The sequence below is a fragment of the Cnuella takakiae genome (assembly GCF_001953305.1).
Taxonomy (GTDB): Bacteria; Bacteroidota; Bacteroidia; order Chitinophagales; family Chitinophagaceae; genus Flavisolibacter; species Flavisolibacter takakiae.
On sequence record NZ_MTFE01000010.1, the window covers coordinates 4709381 to 4727553 of the forward strand.

Genomic DNA, 18173 nt, shown 5'->3' on the forward strand with positions numbered 1-18173 from the left:
AGTAGCGTCTGTCAGCCAGTTCTCTTTAAGGCCGGCCAGGCCGTCTTTTGGAAGCAGTTGCTTTTTTGCGATCATGTGTTAACTGGGGATAACAGGTTTGTCAACAGAAGTTTGGTAAAAAGATCCGTGCTTATCAGGCCAGGTAATGTTCCGGCTCAGAGGGGTTTTGGCCCAGTTGCCGGGCAGGTGCCGGTTCCGCAACCTCATTTTTGCCGGGAACCAGGCTGATGGAAAAGTCGCCGGTGATATTCAGTTCATAACCCTCAGCCGCTGCAAGGTTGATTATATCCAGGACAGCATCCTTTACAGTGCGCAGTTCGGCTACCCGCTGGTAGTGGTGGGTTACATCAGCATTTTGACGCTCCTGCAGGCTAAAAGCAGCCATCTGGTTGAACTGTATTTTGCTGCTGATCAGGGAAAGCAGTACTTCTTTTGCGTCTGCCGGCGTAAATGTGCCGTCAATCAGCTTGAACGTGTTTTGGTCCATAAGTAGTTTTTACAACTGCAAAACTCCCCCACCTAAACCATATATTTTTATTTATACTTGCAATAGGTAGCATTAGCCCTTTTTATGAACTACACTTTACACCAGCTGCAGGTATTTTTGAAAATTACCCAAACACAAAGCATTACCAAAGCTGCCGAAGAGCTGCACTTATCGCAGCCTGCCGTGTCTATTCAACTGCGCAACCTGCAAAACCAATTTGAAATTCCGCTGACCGAACTGGTGGGCCGCCGCCTGTACATTACCGATTTTGGAAAAGAAATAGCTATTGCAGCGGAAAAGATCCTGAACGAGGTTTATGCCATCAACCACAAAACCCTGGCCTACAAGGGACAGGTTACAGGCCGCCTGAAAATATCTGCGGTATCTACCGGAAAGTATATTGTCCCCTACCTGTTGGCCGATTTTTTAAAGCTGCACCAGGGCATCGAACTGGTACTGGATGTAACCAACAAGGCCAAGGTGGTGGAAACACTGGAGCAGAATGAGGTTGATTTTTCGCTGGTGTCGGTGTTGCCCGACAAACCACAGGTAGAGCAGGAACCGCTGATGGAAAACAAACTATTTCTGGTTGCCAATGGCGAGGTAGATGTAAAAGGCAAGGCCTTCAATATGCAGATCTTTGAAACCCTGCCCATGATTTACCGCGAGGGCGGGTCGGGCACCCGTTTTATAACCGAACGCTTTATCCAAAGCCACAACCTGCCGGTGCGCAAAAAGCTGGAGCTCACCTCCAACGAAGCGGTAAAGCAGGCCGTAATTGCAGGACTTGGTTATTCCATCATGCCCCTGATCGGCATTAAAAACGAACTGCAACAGGGCGATCTGCAAATCATTCCCGTGGAGGGATTTCCCATCAAATCGCAGTGGAGCCTGGTATGGCCCAAGAACAAAAGCTTCTCCCTGCCCGCCAGTTCATTCCTTGACTATATCAAAAAGGAGAAGGAAAGGATTGTGCAGGAGAAGTTTGGATGGATTAACAAGTATTAATGCAATGCACCCACCTTTATAATAATACAGGGCCGCAAGGAAGATCTTCCTTGCGGTCCTGTATCAGATTGCCAACTAAACTTCCCTGGAGCTTTCAGGCAGCTGATCGTACTCGCCTTTCAGGGCATAATAACCAAAGATGACCAGGCCTGCTGCGATGGGCAGGAAGATGGTCACAAAAACGCCCCATTGGATTTTGGTATCCACTTCGGGTTTGGCAGCAATTTCAGATGCTGCGGTCTTAATTAAATAATACATGGCAACCGGACCAATAATGATCCAAAGGATGCCGGCAAGTCTTTTTATCTGGTTCATTGCGGGGAAAGTTTAGAGTTGATTATTTATAGTTGGGAAACGTGAAACGGCAAACGTGAAAAGTGATGGGGCAATGGTCAAAGGCTAATAGTAAATAAGTTTTGCAGGTAAAAGCCGTTGCCATCGTACCTTAAAAAATTGCTCACGATTCACGCTAATCATTCCTTATTGCTGATATACATAGCCCCAATCACCAGGCTGAGCGCAGCCACCAGGATGGGGTACATCAGGCCCACCAGTTTATCGGAAGTATAAATGGTGGTAAGCAGGGTAGCCACAAAAGGCGTAAGTCCGCCAAACACTCCATTACCAATATGGTAAGGCAGCGACATGGACGTGTAGCGGATCTTGGTAGGAAACAGTTCTACCAGGAAGGCCGCAATCGGACCATACACCATGGTTACATACAGGATCATCATAAACACAATGGCCACCATTTTCCAGTAATCGGCAGTGCCCAGCACCTTCGACACTTTTACGTCAGGCTTGCTAACCTGGGTTGCCGAAGAAGCATACACCGTATCTTTTTGCGTGGTCATTATCACCATACCACTGGCAAAGGTTGCCCTTGTTACCTGGGTGCGCAGCACGTTGGTGGTATTGGCAATGGCCGCAGTAGACTCTTTCACCTCCGAGCTGGCAGCGAGGGCTTCCGAAGGGGTGGAAATTTCCAGCATTTTACCAAAGAGCGGCTTATAGGTAACAATGGCCACCAGCATACCGGTAAGGATGATCCACTTGCGGCCAATTTTATCGCTCCACGAACCAAACACCACAAAAAAAGGCGTGGCAAAAAGAATGGCCCAGATCAGGATGGTGCGGCTTTGCTCGAAATCGATTTTACACACATTTTCCATAAAGGACTGGGCGTAAAACTGGCCCGTGTACCACACCACACCCTGTCCCATGGTAGCGCCAAACAGTGCCAGCAATACCATCTTCAGGTTGGCCCGGTGGCCAAAGGATTCCTTCAGGGGGTTTACAGAAACCTTCCCCTCCGACTTCAGCTTTGTAAACAGCGGCGACTCTTTCATCTTCATCCGGATATACACCGATACCAGCACCAGCACAATAGATACAAGGAAAGGAATACGCCAGCCCCAATCATTGAACTTGGCAATAGAAACAGTTGGGTCGGCATCGAGGCTATGACGGGTGATGAGGATAACACCCAGCGAAACAAAGAGCCCCAGGGTTGCCGTAGTTTGAATCCAGGAAGTGAAGTAGCCACGCCGGTTGGCAGGTGCATGCTCGGCCACATAGGTAGCAGCGCCGCCATACTCGCCTCCAAGGGCAAGGCCCTGCAGCAGGCGCAGCAACAACACGATTATAGGTGCTGCAAAACCAATGCTTTCGTAACTCGGCACCAGGCCAATGGCAAAGGTGGACCCACCCATCAGCACCAGCGTGAGCAGGAAGGTGTACTTGCGGCCAATGAGGTCGCCAAGCCGGCCAAACACCAGTGCGCCAAAAGGCCGCACAATAAAACCTGCGGCAAAAGTGGCCAGGGTACTCAACAGGGCGGCAGTAGGATTGGTATTGGGAAAAAACTGGCTGGCTATTACCGTTGCCAGCGAACCGAAAATGTAAAAGTCGTACCACTCAATAAGGGTACCCAGCGAGGAAGCACCAATGACCTTCCAGATGCCTTTGGGAGACGCGTTGTTCATACAGCCAATCGAAGTTTGTGGTGAAAAAGATAAGGAGATGTGGGGGATAAATGCTTGCTGATTATTGATAATTAATTATTCGCCTGGCTTTTTCACCAGGAGTAAAAGGCTACAACCAATCAGATATAAGCAAAGAAAAACATGCATTGGCAGCACTGCACCCTCCTGGCGGCCAGCACGATCAGGTTGGGGGAGGCAATAGCCGCCTGTTGCTGCGGATTGCGATACAAAACGCCTTTAATAAATCCGGTAATCCCGGTTTTCGATCCAGACGATAAGAATGGCGGGCACTGCCATTTTGCAATTAAACCTTACATGGCTGGTGTGCAGCTAAATATCGCTTGTTTACACAACAGAGCCCTGCTGTTGAAAGCCTTCCTCTACTAAATTAGCAACCAAGGTTTGAGTCCTCACGCTATTTACTAGTACATTAGTTCCACAATTCACATTGCATGTCATATTCTTATCAGATCAATAGCAAAGAGCAATATGATGCGGCCTACCAAAGGAGCGTCGAAGCGCCGGAAGCCTTTTGGGCCGAAGTGGCCCATAACTTTCAGTGGCGCCGCAAATGGGACAAAGTACTGGATTGGAACTTTGCCGAGCCGCATGTAGCCTGGTTTGCCGGTGCCAAACTCAATATCACCGAGAACTGCCTCGACCGCCATGTGGCCGAAAACCCCAACCGCCCCGCCATCATCTGGGAACCCAACGACCCCGAGGAACACCACCGGGTACTGACCTATAAGAATTTGTACGACAAGGTTTGCCAGTTTGCCCATGTGCTCAAAAACAATGGCGTAAAACGCGGCGACCGGGTATGTATTTATATGGGCATGATCCCCGAGTTGGCCATTGCCGTGCTGGCCTGTGCCCGCATCGGCGCCATTCATTCGGTGATCTTTGGCGGCTTCTCAGCACAAAGTATTGCCGACCGCCTGCAGGATGCCCGCGCCGAATACATCGTTACCTGCGATGGTGCTTTCCGTGGCACGAAGGACATACCCCTGAAAAGCGTGATCGATGATGCACTGATCGCCTGCCCATTTGTAAAAAGAGTGATTGTATGCACCCGCACCCGCACGCCGGTGAGCATGATCAAAGGCCGCGATGTGTGGCTGGAAGATGAACTGAAAAAAGTGGAGACCTTGGGCCTTACCGACTGCCCCGCAGAAGAGATGGATGCCGAAGACCCGCTATTCATCCTCTACACTTCGGGCAGCACCGGCAAACCCAAGGGCGTGGTACATAGCTGTGCCGGCTACATGGTGTACACGGCCTATTCCTTTGTAAACGTATTCAACTACCAACCCGGCGATATTCATTTCTGTACCGCAGATATCGGCTGGATCACGGGTCATAGTTACATTGTATATGGCCCACTGGCGGCAGGTGCCACCACGCTCATGTTTGAAGGCGTGCCCACCTGGCCCGATGCCAGCCGTTTCTGGCAGATCGTGGAAAAGTACAAGGTCAATATCCTGTACACGGCGCCCACCGCCATCCGTTCGCTCATGGGCTTTGGCCTGCAGCCTTTGCAGGGTTACGACCTCTCTTCGCTCAAAGTGCTGGGTACCGTTGGCGAACCCATCAACGAGGAAGCCTGGAACTGGTACAACGAAAATATCGGCAAGGGCAACTGCCCCATTGTGGATACCTGGTGGCAAACCGAAACCGGCGGTATGCTCATTTCCAATATGGCCAATATCACCCCTGGCATCCCGGCATGGGCCACCCTGCCGCTGCCTGGTGTGCAGCCCGTGCTGGTGGATGAACATGGCACCGAGATCGAGGGCAACCCCGCCGCGGGCAACCTCTGTATCAAGGCTCCCTGGCCGGCCATTTTGCGCACCACCTACGGCGATCATGAGCGCTGCCGCAAAACCTATTTCAGTACCTACCCCGGCATGTATTTCACCGGCGATGGCGCCATGCGCGATGCACAGGGCAACTACCGCATCACCGGCCGGGTGGACGATGTACTTAATGTAAGCGGCCACCGCATTGGCACTGCCGAAGTGGAGAACGCCATCAACATGCACGCAGGCGTAGTGGAAAGCGCCGTAGTGGGTTTCCCGCACGACATCAAGGGCCAGGGCATCTATGCCTTTATCATCTTCCAGGGTTTACACGAAGATGAGAACCTTACCCGCCAGGACATCCTGCAGACCGTGAGCCGCATCATCGGGCCCATTGCCAAACCCGATAAGATCCAGTTTGTAACAGGCCTGCCCAAAACACGCAGCGGAAAGATCATGCGCCGCATCCTGCGCAAGATCGCCGAAGGAGAAACCAGCAATTTCGGCGATACCACTACCCTGCTCGACCCGGCAGTGGTGGAAGAAATTGCAGTAGGAAAGCTGTAGCTTAAAGGGTTAGATAAAGAACTTATGCTTGCTTGTCATACAAAACCCCGGAGCACTGCTTCGGGGTTTATTTTTTCAGGTGGTGGGTGGCTCTTTGTGCATCCACACACAGATCACAGCCGCTTTACCGGAATGCACATATCAAAGATGTGCAGCTTCTGTGGATGCGTATTAGCGTCATTCAAATGGTTGATGTAAAAATTCCGGTGATCGGGCTGGTAGCCGTTTTGTTCCAACCACTCATTAAAGAGGTAATCCCAGGTTGTAAAACATGCATCAAGGCTGGCTTCTTTGTGCACCACCACGTATAGCCCGCCGCTGATGGTAGTGGTACCAATAAGCCCTTCGCCCGCTAACTGTTGCGGCACCGTAATACACACATCGGCCTGTATTGTACCCGAAGGGTTGGGATTGCTGCGGTAAACGGTCAGTGCTTTTGTTTCCGGAAAATTGATCAATCCTTTTGGCCCTGCCCATTGGAGAAGCGTTTGGAACATCTGCCCGAATGTGGCGCTGTCGTGAATGGCAATATCCAGGTGCCGCAGGTAGGCCACGTGCAATTCGGGAAGCTCCACTACATTGATCTTCATGTTTGTTTCCTTGCTCTTAGTCATCATGGTACATTGGTTTAATGTACGGGCAAGGTAATTTTCAACGGTAAGGGGCTGCATGCAGGTATTGCTTTCTGTTTGGCAAATCTTGCTATGCTGCTGGCCGGCCCGCCACTGGGTGGCACTGCAGTTTTTTACTTTCCTGAAACAACGGGAGAAAGTTGCCGTATCGCTAAAGCCACAAACCAGGGCGATATCGCCAATGGGCTTTGCCGGCTGGTGCTCCAGGAAAAATAAGGAACGCTCTATTCTTGCGTGGATGATGAAATCGTTGAAGGCAAGGCCGGTAACCGATCTGAATACACGGTGAAAATGGTATTTGGAAAAATTTGCCTGAAGCGCAACCTGCTCAAGCGACAGGTCGCCGGAAAGATTGGCCTTGATATAATCAATGCTTTTATTGATCCTGAAAAAATACTCCTTTATGGATGCCTCTGTTTTCATGTAACGCAATAGCCGCGCTAAAGTATTGAAAACAGGGAACCGAAAGCGGGGTCGGAAAGAAGCTTCACTAACCGCGCAGTTTGTTACCTGCGGATTTCTACCGGCGTACCCACCGGGATAAATGAATAAAGGTCCCGCACGTCCCCGTTTTTAAGCGATATACAGCCATTGGTCCAGTTCTTATACCGGTCGATCATATAATCGTCGTTGGGCCAGGTGCCGTGGATGCCGATGCCACCGCCGGGCGATGCATTCCGGGGAATGGCGCCACTCCGTTTGAGCGCTTCAAAACGGGCAAGGTCCTGTGCATTGGGATAATCGAGGGAGAGAAAATGGCTCCACTTCTGGTGCGGCCGCTTGGCAACAATGTGGTAAACGCCTTCGGGTGTCAGCTTGTCGCCTTCCATTTTTTTATTGGCCAAAGGGTTGGCACCAAACACCACCGGGTAGGTGGCAAACCAACCCTTGGCGTCGTACACGTGCAGTTCGTAGTCCGATTTGTCGATGACAATACGCACTGGATTTACCGGCGCAGAACCCAGGGACCGGGACTTAACCTTAAGGTAAGCCATACCGGAAGCCGCTGTGTTTTCTTTTACAGCAGGGTGAAACAGGCACACGCCTGCGAGCATGGTGGTAAAAAAGGCGGTTTTCATAACAGGTGCAGGGAGGTTTAGCAAAACCTGCTGTGCCAGCCAGCACACTGGCCTTTGCAGCATTAAAATCCCAAACGTGCTTGCGGGTCAAATATTTTGGCTTGCCCGCATTTTAACGAAAGGAAATAAGCAGGCTGCCTAATGAAAAAGCCCGCAGCATACACCACGGGCTTTCCAGTTCTTCAAGGGAATATAGTTACAGGTAGCTCAGGCGCAAACCCACGGTAAAAGGTGTCTGGTCGAGGCCACGCTCCCACATGCTTTTGGAAGCTACCGAACCGTACAGCCGCACCACGCCCAGGTTCAGTTCGCCAACATAGGAAAGCTTGAACTTACGGAGGTCGTAGTTGTCGTGGTTCTTGCTTACATCGCCATCGTCCTTAAACTTCTGGCGGGCCGAGTAAAGGTAACCACCGCTCACACCCAGCGAGAAGCCAAAGCCTTTCTCCCCTTTTTGCGTGGGCGTAAAGCTCAGCATCATGGGAACGGTTACATAATCGGCGGCGAGTTTGTTCTTTTTATATCCAGCCAGGTTATTGTCCAGCGAAATGATGGTGGGGTTCTGCTCCCGGAGCAGTACGCGCTTGTCATCAAAATGGTAGTTGTTCAACTCCAGGCCCAGTCCGTATTTCAGGCTTACCGCCTTTTCTATCAGGCGGATGCGCTGCATAAATACCCAGATATTTACGTTAACCGATTTTCCGGTGCGCAGGTCGAGGCTGCCCTTGGCCAGGCCGGGTGCAAAAGCCTGGGCTTCGGCAGATGCATAGTTGGTGTTATCGGAAACATTGGCAAAACCAAGGTCCACCACCCACCAGTTGGTGCTCACCCTGCCCTGGGTGCGCGGATGGCCCACGTTTACTTTTACTTCGTTGGACTGGCCTTTGTCGCTGCCATCGCCCCTGCGGATGATGACCATACCACCCACCCGGATGGTATCGGCCTTGCCTGGAACGGTGGTATCGGCAACAGCACTGTTCTTGGTTACGTCTACCACCCAGTTGTTCACTTTCACCAGGCTGCCGTTGTTGCGGTTGGTAACCTGCACGTTTACACCGGTAGCGGCAGCTGCAGTATTGTTTTGTTCTTTGCGCACCACCACCATATTGCCTACTTTCAGGCTATCCGATTTGGCGGCGATGCCATTGTCTTCTGTTTGTGCTTTGGTGCAAAGGGTCAAAGCCAGTCCACTCAGCAGAAATCCTATCTTTTTCATGGTTGCTAATTTTAGCGGTTAGTATTTGTTTTTAAAAAGGCAATGCCTGGCCGGTACACAACCAGCATTGCCTGGAACTAAGAAATTAGAATTTGATTATTTCAGTTTTACGGCAACCACCCCTATCAGCAGCTCTTCATCTTCGTTGGTGGCATTGATGCCGGTGCGGCGTTCTACCATCCGGGTAGCTTTCCGGAGCAGGCTTTTCAGGTTGCCGCGGCCTTTTTCTTCAGTGTTGGCGGCAAAGCTTACTTCAGCATCTGCATTTGTAAGGTTGTACGTATCAATATCAGCAGATGTTACATCGGTGTGCAATTCTTTTTTTCCGGCACGTACCAAGGGCATATCGCCAGTGGCTTCGCGGGTGATGGGCTGGTAAGCCACCGCCTGATCTTCTTCCCGGGGTTGGGCTGCCATGGTAATTTGCGCAGTTTGTGGCGATGTATTCCGGGCAGCTTTCACGGGCTTGTCATAAGCCAGCTCGGCACCCTGTTTTATAGCAGCGGATGCTACCGATGTTGCATTTTCTTTGTCATCCACCCCTCCTTTTTTCGCAAGTTGGTCATTGGGAACAATGGTAACACGATCAGGAGCGGATATGGTACCGGAAGGTTGGGTGATAGCAGGCTTGGCATCGCCTGCTTTTGCCATACCGGTATTTTGGTTACCTGTTTCGGTCCCCTGCTGGTTGTAATACAGCACACCCAGCGAAGCTATCAAAAGCACGGCGGCAGCTACCCGCATCACAAAACCGGTACGCATGCGGTACACATTGCGGCGGTACAACTCTTCTTTGTTGGGATAAGGAATGATCTCGGCGGGGTCGCTCTTGGTGCGCAACAGCAGTTGGAACTGGTTGCGATAGGCTTCGTCGGCCTGGAGCTTTTGCTCGGTAGCTTTCCGGGCTGCTTCATCCAGTTCACCATCCACGTGGAGCAGGAGGTTTTCATCCACTACCTGCTGGCCCATACTGGCGGCAAGCAGTTCTTCTTTTGCACCAAAGCTCAGGAACTCAGGCTCCAGCCTGGTACCCATCAGCAGGTCCAGTTCGGAGCGCAGCTCAGGATGGAAAGTGAGGAAAGCGTCCACAGCGGCTTTTTCCTGCCCATTCAGTTCATCATCCACATACAACAGGAAGTACTCTTCGTAGTTGCTCAGGTTGATGATGGGGTTTGTATCGTTTGTTTCAAAAGACATGGCGGTTCAGATTACGTTTTCAACTTTTACCAGGTACTCTTTCAGTTGGATACGTGCCCGGTGGAGGTACACCTTCACCTGGCTGGAAGACAGTCCCGTGATCTGGCCAATCTCTTCGTAGCTGTATCCTTCATAGTCTTTCAGCAGTACCAACGACCGCTGCGTTTCGCTGAGGCGGGCCAGGGCTTCTTCCAGCACCTTGCGGGCATTGTGCATGGGCCGGTCGCTTACCCGGGCATCGGCCGAGAACTCCTCGCGGAGATAAACTCTTTTGGCCTTGCGCAGGTGGTCGATCATGGCATTGTAAGCCACCGTAAACAGGTAAGATTTGCTTTTGGCAGCCTCTACCTCTTCGCGGTTGATCCACAGCTTTTCAAAAGCCGTTTGCACCACATCGCGGGCATCCTCCTCGTGCCGCAGGTTTTTAACAATGAACCGGAACACATTGTCCGCCCATTGCCTAACGCAGTCGTTGTACTCTTTCTCAGTCATAAACAGCAGGTAAAATGATTGGCTTCGTATAAGTGTTACGCCCCAGGGGGCAAATAGTTACAGCAAAGGGCAGATTTTTTTTGACTTCAAAAGGTACTGAAGAGCGTTGCGACAAACAGCTTGCAGGAGCCGCTTAAAAATAAAACTCCGTTACAAATTACCGGGTTGCACGCTGTTTTTCAAAGCTGAACAGGGCAGGTAGCGTTCATTGGCCACAGCAAGGGTTTCCAACAGGTGGAGGATCCGCTCCCGGCCCACCAGTTCCGCCCATTCAAAAGGGCCATGGGGGTAATTGGTACCCAGCTTCATGGCGGTGTCTATGTCTTCTTTGGAAGCAATGCCTTCCGACCAGGCCAAGTAGGCCTCGTTGATAATACCCGCAATTACCCGGGCTGCAATCATCCCCGGTTCGTCCGGCACCCATTCCGGCGCTTTGTCCCACATTCCTAGAACGGCTGTTGCAGCCATCCTGGCTGTTTCGTCATTACCACAGGCTTCTACCCGCCTGCCGCGCAGAAAGCCCGGCCAGGCATTGATGCGGATGAAACCGGCTGGTAAATCTTTACCCGTAATAACCGGCGCAGCTACAATTACCGGAACAGGCAAGGCAGATAAGACGGGCTGGTGTGCCTGCCTGTTTGCTTCAAAAAGCAAATCAACTACGGTATCGAAGTGGGCAGGCATGTCAAGTTTGCGGGTGACTACTAAATTTGAGGGCATTGCGCCCAGTTCCGCCTCCTGTGCCTCCGAACAAACCAACCAAACCTGCATGCAATCGTTTTGGCGAATTTAGGGGAATATGGGTGCCGGTGGCGGCTGGGAAAGCTTTCCGGTATTTTTTCAAAAGCAGTGCTGCGTCAATTTATAACCGCACCAACATGGCCAAGGAAATGCTGCGGTGTTCGCCTATCGGGCAGTTAAAGCCGTGTAGCTTTCATTAAACCTAAAAGGCATTGGTTTGACACCCGGCCCCAAAACAAAAAACCAAAAACCAGAAACCCCAAACTCCAAACGCCAAACTTATTTCCTTACTTCGCCTCCTCAACCAAAAACATGGAACGTACCATCATCAACACCAGCAACGCACCAGCACCCATCGGCCCTTATAACCAGGCCGTGCTGGTAAACGGCACCCTGTATATCTCTGGACAGATCTGTTTGGATGCCGCCAGCGGACAGCTTAAAAACCGCGACATCCAGGAAGAAACCCATACCTGTTTACAAAATCTCAAGGCCATCCTGCAGGAAGCAGGCATGAGCTTCGCCAACGTGGTAAAGACCACTATTTTTATTACCGACATGCACCAGTTCAGCGAAATCAACGAGGTTTACGGCAAATATTTTTCAGGCAACTTCCCCGCCCGTGAAACCGTGCAGGTAGCTGCATTGCCCAAGTTTGTGAATGTGGAGATCAGTATGATTGCAGTTCAATAAACAGTTTCTGGTTTTTAGTTTTTGGTTGTGGCAAATAGTGCCTCCCCTTTCATCAGCAGCCACTAAAAACCAAAAACCAAAAACAAACAACCTATTTCCTCGCCCTTCGGGGCGTTTTTTATTTTTACCCTTCAACCCCATTATATGAGGACCTTTTTTGTGCTCGCACTAACCGCAACCCTCCAGGTGGGCCTGGCCCAGAAAACCGTAGCGCCGCCCGATGAAATCTATGGCGAACTGTTTCGCGATGTGCAGCTGGCACGCATTTTCCCCGACAACAAAACCTTTGTTGACTGTACCCCCAAACGCGACCCTGCTGCCATCGTTGCTGATTACAAAAAGATCCGGAGCAATCCTGCCATCCGCTTTAGCCTCGAGCTGTTTGTAAAAGAAAATTTTCACCTGCCCCCTACCCCTGCTTCCAACTATAAAAGCAGCGAGGCCGATGTGTCGGAACACATCCAGGACCTGTGGCAGGTACTGAAAAGGGGCAACGACTCGATGGTGAAAGGCTCTTCGCTGCTGCCCCTGCCCCACCCCTATATTGTTCCCGGTGGCCGCTTCCGCGAGATATACTACTGGGATTCTTATTTTACGATGCTGGGCCTCAGGGAAAGCGGCGAGCACCAGCAAGTTGAAAACATGGTGCGCAATTTTGCCTACCTCATTAACACCTACGGTCATATACCCAACGGCAACCGCTCCTATTACCTGAGCCGCTCGCAGCCACCCTTTTTCGCCCTGATGGTTGGCCTGCTGGCCGAGATCAAAGGCGAAGACATTTTTACTGAAATGCTGCCTGCCCTGCAGGGCGAATGGAACTACTGGATGGATAAAACCGCACCAACCAAACACGTGGTGCGGATGAACGATGGCAGCATCCTCAACCGCTACTACGACCAGTTGGACCGCCCCCGCCAGGAGTCCTATGTGCAGGACGTGGAAACCGCGAAAGAGGCAGGCAACAAGGCTGGTATCTTCCGCCACCTGCGCAGCGGCGCCGAAAGCGGATGGGATTTCAGCAGCCGCTGGTTTGCCGATGGCAAAAATATCAGCACCATTCACACGACCCACATCGTTCCGGTTGACCTCAACTGCCTGCTGTATGCACTGGAACAGGCGCTGGTAAAAGCTTATACCCTCAAGGGCAATACCGCTCAGGCAAAGTTGTACGAAACTGCTGCCGCCAAACGCAAAGCCGCCATAAACAAATACTGCTACTCGGTAGCCATGGGCTGGTACACCGACTACAACCACCAAACCGGCCTGCATACCCGCACCTGGACGCTGGCGGGGCTTGTACCTTTTTTCCTCAACATCGCTCCGCAAAATCATATTTACCCCGTGGCGCAAAATACCAGGTTGAAGTTCCTGCAGCCAGGTGGCCTCATCACCACTACCGAACGCACCGGTCAGCAGTGGGATGCGCCCAATGGCTGGGCGCCCCTGCAGTGGATGAGTGTGGTGGGTATGGAAAATTACGGGCAGAAAGAACTGGCCCAAACCATTGCCACCCGCTGGATTCAACTGAACACCGATGTGTACAACCGCACCGGCAAGCTGATGGAGAAATACAATGTGATGGAAACAGGGCTGGAAGCAGGTGGCGGTGAATACCCTTCGCAGGATGGCTTTGGCTGGACCAATGGCGTGCTGCTGGGACTGAAGGCCAAGTACAAAAGAGGCATGTAGGGATTTTGGAGGTTGGATTTCGGATTTCGGAGGTACTGCTGTGTGGGTTGGTCTGATAATGGATGGTGAAGGCAGCCTTACCTTTTTATAAAATAAATCGCCACATTCTTGCTCCGCCGACTGCTATACAAACCCGTGCTCTGGGCCACCAACAAGTTTGCTTCCCGCCCCAACAGGCAGCGGATATTTGCGTCGCTGGATGCATTGACCCAGGCCATAGAAGATGGCAAGGAAAGCAAAGGACCGGTTATCCCTTTTGAAGCTGCACAGGGCAAATTCATCATCTTCTCCGACCAGCACAAGGGTGCCCGCAACGGCGCTGATGATTTCGCATCCTGCGAAACCAGTTACCTCGAAGCACTTGAATATTACCACCGCGAGGGCTACCATTATATCGCTTTGGGCGACTGTGAGGAACTGTGGGAAAATAGCTGGTCGGCAGTGCGGCAACACCAGCAGCCTTCGTTTGCAAAGGAGAAAGCATTTCTTGAGGCAGGAACCTTTACCAAGATATTCGGCAACCACGACCTGATGTGGCAAAACGACCCGCTTGCGCCCATGTACCTGAAAGAAGTGTTTGGACAGGCTGTTCCTATTTACGAAGGCGTGGTGCTTAAAACGGTAGTGGGCGAAAAGGTAATTCGCATTTTGTGCACGCATGGTCACCAGGGCGATGAAATGAGTGACGGTAACTGGTTCAGCAAGTTTTTCGTTGCCCGTATCTGGGCACCGCTCCAGGCATTTGTGCGCATCAATCCCAATACACCGGCATACGACGATGGCCTGAAAACCACCCATAATGTATTGATGCAGGAATGGAGTGCGGCTCAAAAGGGTTTACTGCTGATTACCGGCCATACCCACCAGCCGGTGTTTGAATCGCTTACCCACCTGGAACGGTTGTACCGAAGGTTGTTGTTTGCCCGCAGGGATAACAATGCAAGCAGTATCTCAGACCTCGAACAACAGATCGCTTTCCGCAAGCGGGAGTACAAAGCCATTGGCGATGATTACCTCTCGCTGCAGCCCTCCTATTTTAATACCGGCTGCTGCTGCTTTGCTGATGGCGATATCACAGGTATCGAAATTGCCGGTGGCAGTTTGAAACTGATAAAATGGACGTACAAAGAAGGAAAGCCCACACGCCTGGTTCTGGAGGAAACACCCCTCGCAGACCTGCTGGTAGCCGTAGAAAAGCCGGAAGGCAGTATGTGGGTGTGATGAGAGCAGGGATGAGTGATGAATAAGGAGTGATGAGTAAGGGTCACATAATAAGCATTCAGCAGCAAGCTTTGAGCTACAAACGGTTTGTGGCCAGTAGCAAGAGAATGCGGTGTTGTTTGACAAAACAGGCTACCCTAACAGACCTGTTCATCCGGGCAATTTAGCCCACGGTTTCAACCGTGGGTAATGCCGGCAAAAAGAAAAACGGAAAACCGCTTCAACGGTTTCCCTGCTGGCAGGTGTGCGGAATATATTCACCTATAAAACCCTCCTATTCAATAATGACAAAGCCACCTGCATAATAATGCAGGTGGCTTTTTTGTGAACGTTCATTTTAAAACCGTTGAAACGGTTTTAGTTTACATCGCGTCTTCGCTCTTCCCCACGGTTGAAACCGTGGGGAAGACATGTTGGAGTTATCGATAGTAATAAAAGGTATTATCTACTTTTTTTGATTCTCCCTGAACAACCAGCATTGTTCCTGTCAATCCTTTTTTAATCTTATTAATCACCGGTTATTAATCCTGTCCATCACCGGTCCAATTACCGGTTCAAAATGCGCGATCCTGGCGGTTGTTCTTACGGTCTAGGTCGGGCAAAACCTTGTCCGGATCCAGCACCACTTCTTTGAGGCGGCTGGTGGTGTTCACACCAAAGGTATACTGGCCGCCACGCTGCCACACTTCCACGGGGAGGTTGATGCGCTGCTCTTTGCCATTGCTTTCGCGTACCAATACCGTTACCGGCATCACCATTTTACCCAAAGTTTCCAGGGTGATGTTGGCGCCGTTCTTCGGGTCATTTTCTTCGTAGCTTACCTGTTTCAATGCCAGGTCGAGGCTCCAGTTGTTGAACACCCAGGAACGCCAGAACCAACCTAACTCCTCACCACCCACATTTTCCATGGTACGGAAAAAGTCCCAGGGCGTAGGATGCTTGAAGGCCCAGCGGCGGATATATTCTTTGAATGCGGCATCAAAACGCTCAGGCCCCAGTACAGCATTGCGCAGGGCATGCAACATGATGGAAGGCTTTTCGTAGGCTGCTATCCCGAGGTTGTTCTGCTGCAATACGTCGGGAGTGGTCAGCAGCGGATCCATGTTCTTGCTGAACACCATTTTGTTGATCTCTTCGCCGAAATAGGAAAAGCCGGCAAACTCACCTTTATTGAACGCCTTGGTAGAGAAAGTATTGATGAAGGTGTTGAAGCCCTCATCCATCCAGGCATATTTGCGTTCGTTGGTGCCCACGATCATGGGAAACCATGTGTGGCCAAACTCGTGATCGGTTACACCCCAGAGGTCGGCATCGCTGCTTTCGGCCGAGCAGAACACGATACCGGGATACTCCATGCCCCCCACTACGCCGGCTACATTCACGGCCATGGGATAGGGATATTCAAACCACATATTGGAGTAGTGCTCAATAGATGCCTTGGTAAACTCCGAACTGCGTTGCCAGCCATTGCGGCGCATACTTTCGCGGGGGTAAGCACTCATGGCCAGCGACTTCTTTCCACTGGGTAGGTTGATGCGGGCGGCATCCCACACAAAAGCTTTAGAAGCGGCCCATGCGGCATCGCGTGCATTTTGAATGCGGTAGCGCCAGGTGCGGTTGCCGGTAAGACGCGGCTGCCCGTTGCGCACTTCATCGTCGCTGCGCAGGGCAACTGTTTTATCACTGTTGCGGGCCTGCTGCAGTCGCTCCTGTTGCTGCGGGGTAAGGGCTTCCTTTTCATTCAGCAACTCACCCGAGCCCACAACAATGAGGTTGGCAGGCGCCGTTACACTAAACTCGATATTGCCATATTCCAAATAAAACTCACCGGCGCCCAGGTAGGGCAGCGTATTCCATCCCTGGATATCATCGTACACACTCATGCGGGGGAACCACTGCGCCACTTCGTAAATAATGCCGTCCCGGGTTTGCAGGCGACCCATGCGGTCAGTACCGTACTGGGGTATTTCAAACTCGTACTGGATGGAGAGCTTTGCCTTCTTGCCCCCAGCCTTCAACGGCTCCTGCAGCCACACCTGCATGCGGGTATCGGTAATGGTGTATTTGGGCGTAAATTTCTTACCCTCCACTTCCACGCTGATGCTTCGGATTTGCTGTCCCTGCGTGTAAGATGCATTGGCCCAGCGTCCGCCTTCCTGCGTGGTGGTTGCCGATGCCCGCGACTCTCGTTTGTAAATGTTCTGGTCCAGTTGCAGCCAGAGGAAGTTCAGGTTGTCGGGGCTGTTATTGGTATAAGTGAGCACCACTTCGCCTGCCACCTTGTGCTGGCCGGTATCGAGGGTAACATTGATCTGGTAGTCGGCGCTGTTTTGCCAGTAGGCGGGCCCGGGCATGCCGCTGGCACTGCGGTACTGGTTGCCGCTGGCAGGATAAAACAAGGGACTAAAGGCTTCGCGGTGATCGTAAGTCTGCTGGGCACTGCCAGGTACGCAGAACAGTGCTGCAATGGCAAGAATGATGAATTGTTTCATGAAGCTTGTTGATAAGAAATATTGGGATTGCAAAGCCTGCGCCGCAGACCGGTAAAGAAGAAATTAAATGAGCACAGAGCAAAACATTTTATGTGTTCCCCGTGTCACCACTTTATTTGCACTATAAAAGACCTATGGAAAAAGCGCTTCCGCAACAGCCACACTTTCAGGTTTACCTACATCCACCAGTTTACCACCCGAATGGTCGAAACCAAGGATCCGCTGTTCTGCTGCCAGGGAAAGATACACATCAATAAGGGAGAATTTCCCCCGCTGTTCTATCAGGTCGAAGACCTTTGCATTGAACAGGGCAATACCGCTGTAAGCCTTTTGAATCAAGGCATCTTTGGGCACGGGCAAACGCTCCTGTCCGGTGGCCGTATTGCGCCAGCCGCAAAGCTGGTTCTGCTCATCAAATAAAAGGTACCGCGAAGTGCTGCGGTTGGTAACCGCAAGGGTAATCAGCGCTTTCTGCTCCTGGTGAAAAGCCATCATGGCGCCCAGGTCGAGGTCGGTGAGGATATCTACATTGATGGTAAGAAAATCCTGCCCTTCCAGCAGGGGTCTTGCTTTGAGCAGGCCACCGCCGGTTTCCAGCACTTCGTTGCGCTCGTCGGATATGCGGATGCTGCTGCCCCAGCCGCCACTTTCCTGCACGGCAGTTGCTACCTGGTCGGCAAAGTGGTGCACGTTTACCACCACCTCGCTGATACCATGCGCCTGGAGGTATGCCACATTGCGATGCAAAAGCGAATGGCCGTTGACAGGTGCCAGGGCTTTGGGGTGCTGGTCGGTCCAGGGTTTGAAACGGGTACCCAAGCCAGCTGCGAAAATCATTGCCTGCATAATCAATTTTTAAAAACAGGGCGAGA

The 18173-nt window shown here is 51.5% G+C and carries 16 protein-coding genes; 5 read left to right on the top strand and 11 right to left on the bottom strand.

The features are described 5' to 3' along the window. Positions 1–133 precede the first annotated feature (133 nt). On the bottom strand, positions 134–487 hold the full coding sequence (locus BUE76_RS20200) for a hypothetical protein (RefSeq protein ID WP_073048286.1): 354 nt from the start codon (positions 485–487) through the stop codon (positions 134–136). A gap of 84 nt (positions 488–571) precedes the next feature. Here BUE76_RS20200 and BUE76_RS20205 point away from each other — a divergent pair, with 84 nt between their 5' ends. After that, positions 572–1495, top strand: a complete 924-nt coding sequence (locus BUE76_RS20205; RefSeq protein ID WP_073048289.1) for a LysR family transcriptional regulator — start codon at positions 572–574, stop codon at positions 1493–1495. 75 nt (positions 1496–1570) lie between these two features. Here the strand turns inward: BUE76_RS20205 and BUE76_RS20210 are convergent, their stop codons facing one another. Both BUE76_RS20210 and BUE76_RS20215 read right to left on the bottom strand, forming a co-directional pair. Beyond that, positions 1571–1810 carry a DUF6814 family protein gene (locus BUE76_RS20210; protein WP_073048291.1) on the bottom strand — a complete coding sequence of 80 codons (240 nt, stop codon included), beginning with the start codon at positions 1808–1810 and terminating at the stop codon, positions 1571–1573. 158 nt (positions 1811–1968) lie between these two features. After that, the gene (locus BUE76_RS20215) at positions 1969–3480 is read right to left on the bottom strand and encodes an MFS transporter (RefSeq protein ID WP_073048294.1); all 1512 of its coding nucleotides are present in this window, start codon (positions 3478–3480) and stop codon (positions 1969–1971) included. Between the two features lie 452 nt (positions 3481–3932). Here BUE76_RS20215 and acs point away from each other — a divergent pair, with 452 nt between their 5' ends. Continuing rightward, positions 3933–5846, top strand: a complete 1914-nt coding sequence (acs, locus tag BUE76_RS20220) for an acetate--CoA ligase (protein WP_073048297.1) — start codon at positions 3933–3935, stop codon at positions 5844–5846. Positions 5847–5959: 113 nt separating this feature from the next. Here the strand turns inward: acs and BUE76_RS20225 are convergent, their stop codons facing one another. From BUE76_RS20225 to BUE76_RS20250, 6 genes are all read right to left on the bottom strand, one after another. After that, a complete protein-coding gene (locus BUE76_RS20225; protein ID WP_073048301.1) occupies positions 5960–6901 on the bottom strand; it encodes an AraC family transcriptional regulator in 942 nt (313 codons plus the stop codon). Positions 6902–6984: 83 nt separating this feature from the next. Next, the gene (locus BUE76_RS20230; RefSeq protein WP_073048420.1) at positions 6985–7557 is read right to left on the bottom strand and encodes a L,D-transpeptidase family protein; all 573 of its coding nucleotides are present in this window, start codon (positions 7555–7557) and stop codon (positions 6985–6987) included. Positions 7558–7753: 196 nt separating this feature from the next. Further along, the gene (locus BUE76_RS20235) at positions 7754–8773 is read right to left on the bottom strand and encodes an outer membrane beta-barrel protein (RefSeq protein ID WP_073048304.1); all 1020 of its coding nucleotides are present in this window, start codon (positions 8771–8773) and stop codon (positions 7754–7756) included. Between the two features lie 96 nt (positions 8774–8869). After that, complete coding sequence (locus BUE76_RS20240) at positions 8870–9970, bottom strand: hypothetical protein (protein WP_073048308.1); 1101 nt, start codon at positions 9968–9970, stop codon at positions 8870–8872. A gap of 6 nt (positions 9971–9976) precedes the next feature. Further along, complete coding sequence (locus tag BUE76_RS20245) at positions 9977–10462, bottom strand: RNA polymerase sigma factor (protein WP_073048311.1); 486 nt, start codon at positions 10460–10462, stop codon at positions 9977–9979. A gap of 150 nt (positions 10463–10612) precedes the next feature. Further along, positions 10613–11233, bottom strand: coding sequence for a 3-hydroxyacyl-CoA dehydrogenase family protein (locus BUE76_RS20250; RefSeq protein WP_073048316.1), 621 nt, complete (start codon positions 11231–11233; stop codon positions 10613–10615). Between the two features lie 282 nt (positions 11234–11515). Here BUE76_RS20250 and BUE76_RS20255 point away from each other — a divergent pair, with 282 nt between their 5' ends. From BUE76_RS20255 to BUE76_RS20265, 3 genes are all read left to right on the top strand, one after another. After that, a complete protein-coding gene (locus tag BUE76_RS20255; protein ID WP_073048319.1) occupies positions 11516–11896 on the top strand; it encodes a RidA family protein in 381 nt (126 codons plus the stop codon). A 144-nt stretch (positions 11897–12040) separates the two neighbouring features. Then, positions 12041–13588 (top strand): alpha,alpha-trehalase TreA, encoded by a 1548-nt coding sequence (gene treA, locus BUE76_RS20260; RefSeq protein ID WP_073048324.1) that lies wholly within the window; start codon positions 12041–12043, stop codon positions 13586–13588. A 108-nt stretch (positions 13589–13696) separates the two neighbouring features. After that, positions 13697–14809: a metallophosphoesterase gene (locus BUE76_RS20265; RefSeq protein ID WP_073048328.1), complete on the top strand. Its 1113-nt coding sequence runs from the start codon at positions 13697–13699 to the stop codon at positions 14807–14809. Positions 14810–15363: 554 nt separating this feature from the next. Here BUE76_RS20265 and BUE76_RS20270 read toward each other — a convergent pair. After that, positions 15364–17301, bottom strand: a complete 1938-nt coding sequence (locus BUE76_RS20270) for a M1 family metallopeptidase (RefSeq protein ID WP_073048331.1) — start codon at positions 17299–17301, stop codon at positions 15364–15366. A 132-nt stretch (positions 17302–17433) separates the two neighbouring features. Next, complete coding sequence (locus BUE76_RS20275) at positions 17434–18147, bottom strand: nucleotidyltransferase family protein (RefSeq protein ID WP_073048334.1); 714 nt, start codon at positions 18145–18147, stop codon at positions 17434–17436. Positions 18148–18173 lie beyond the last annotated feature (26 nt).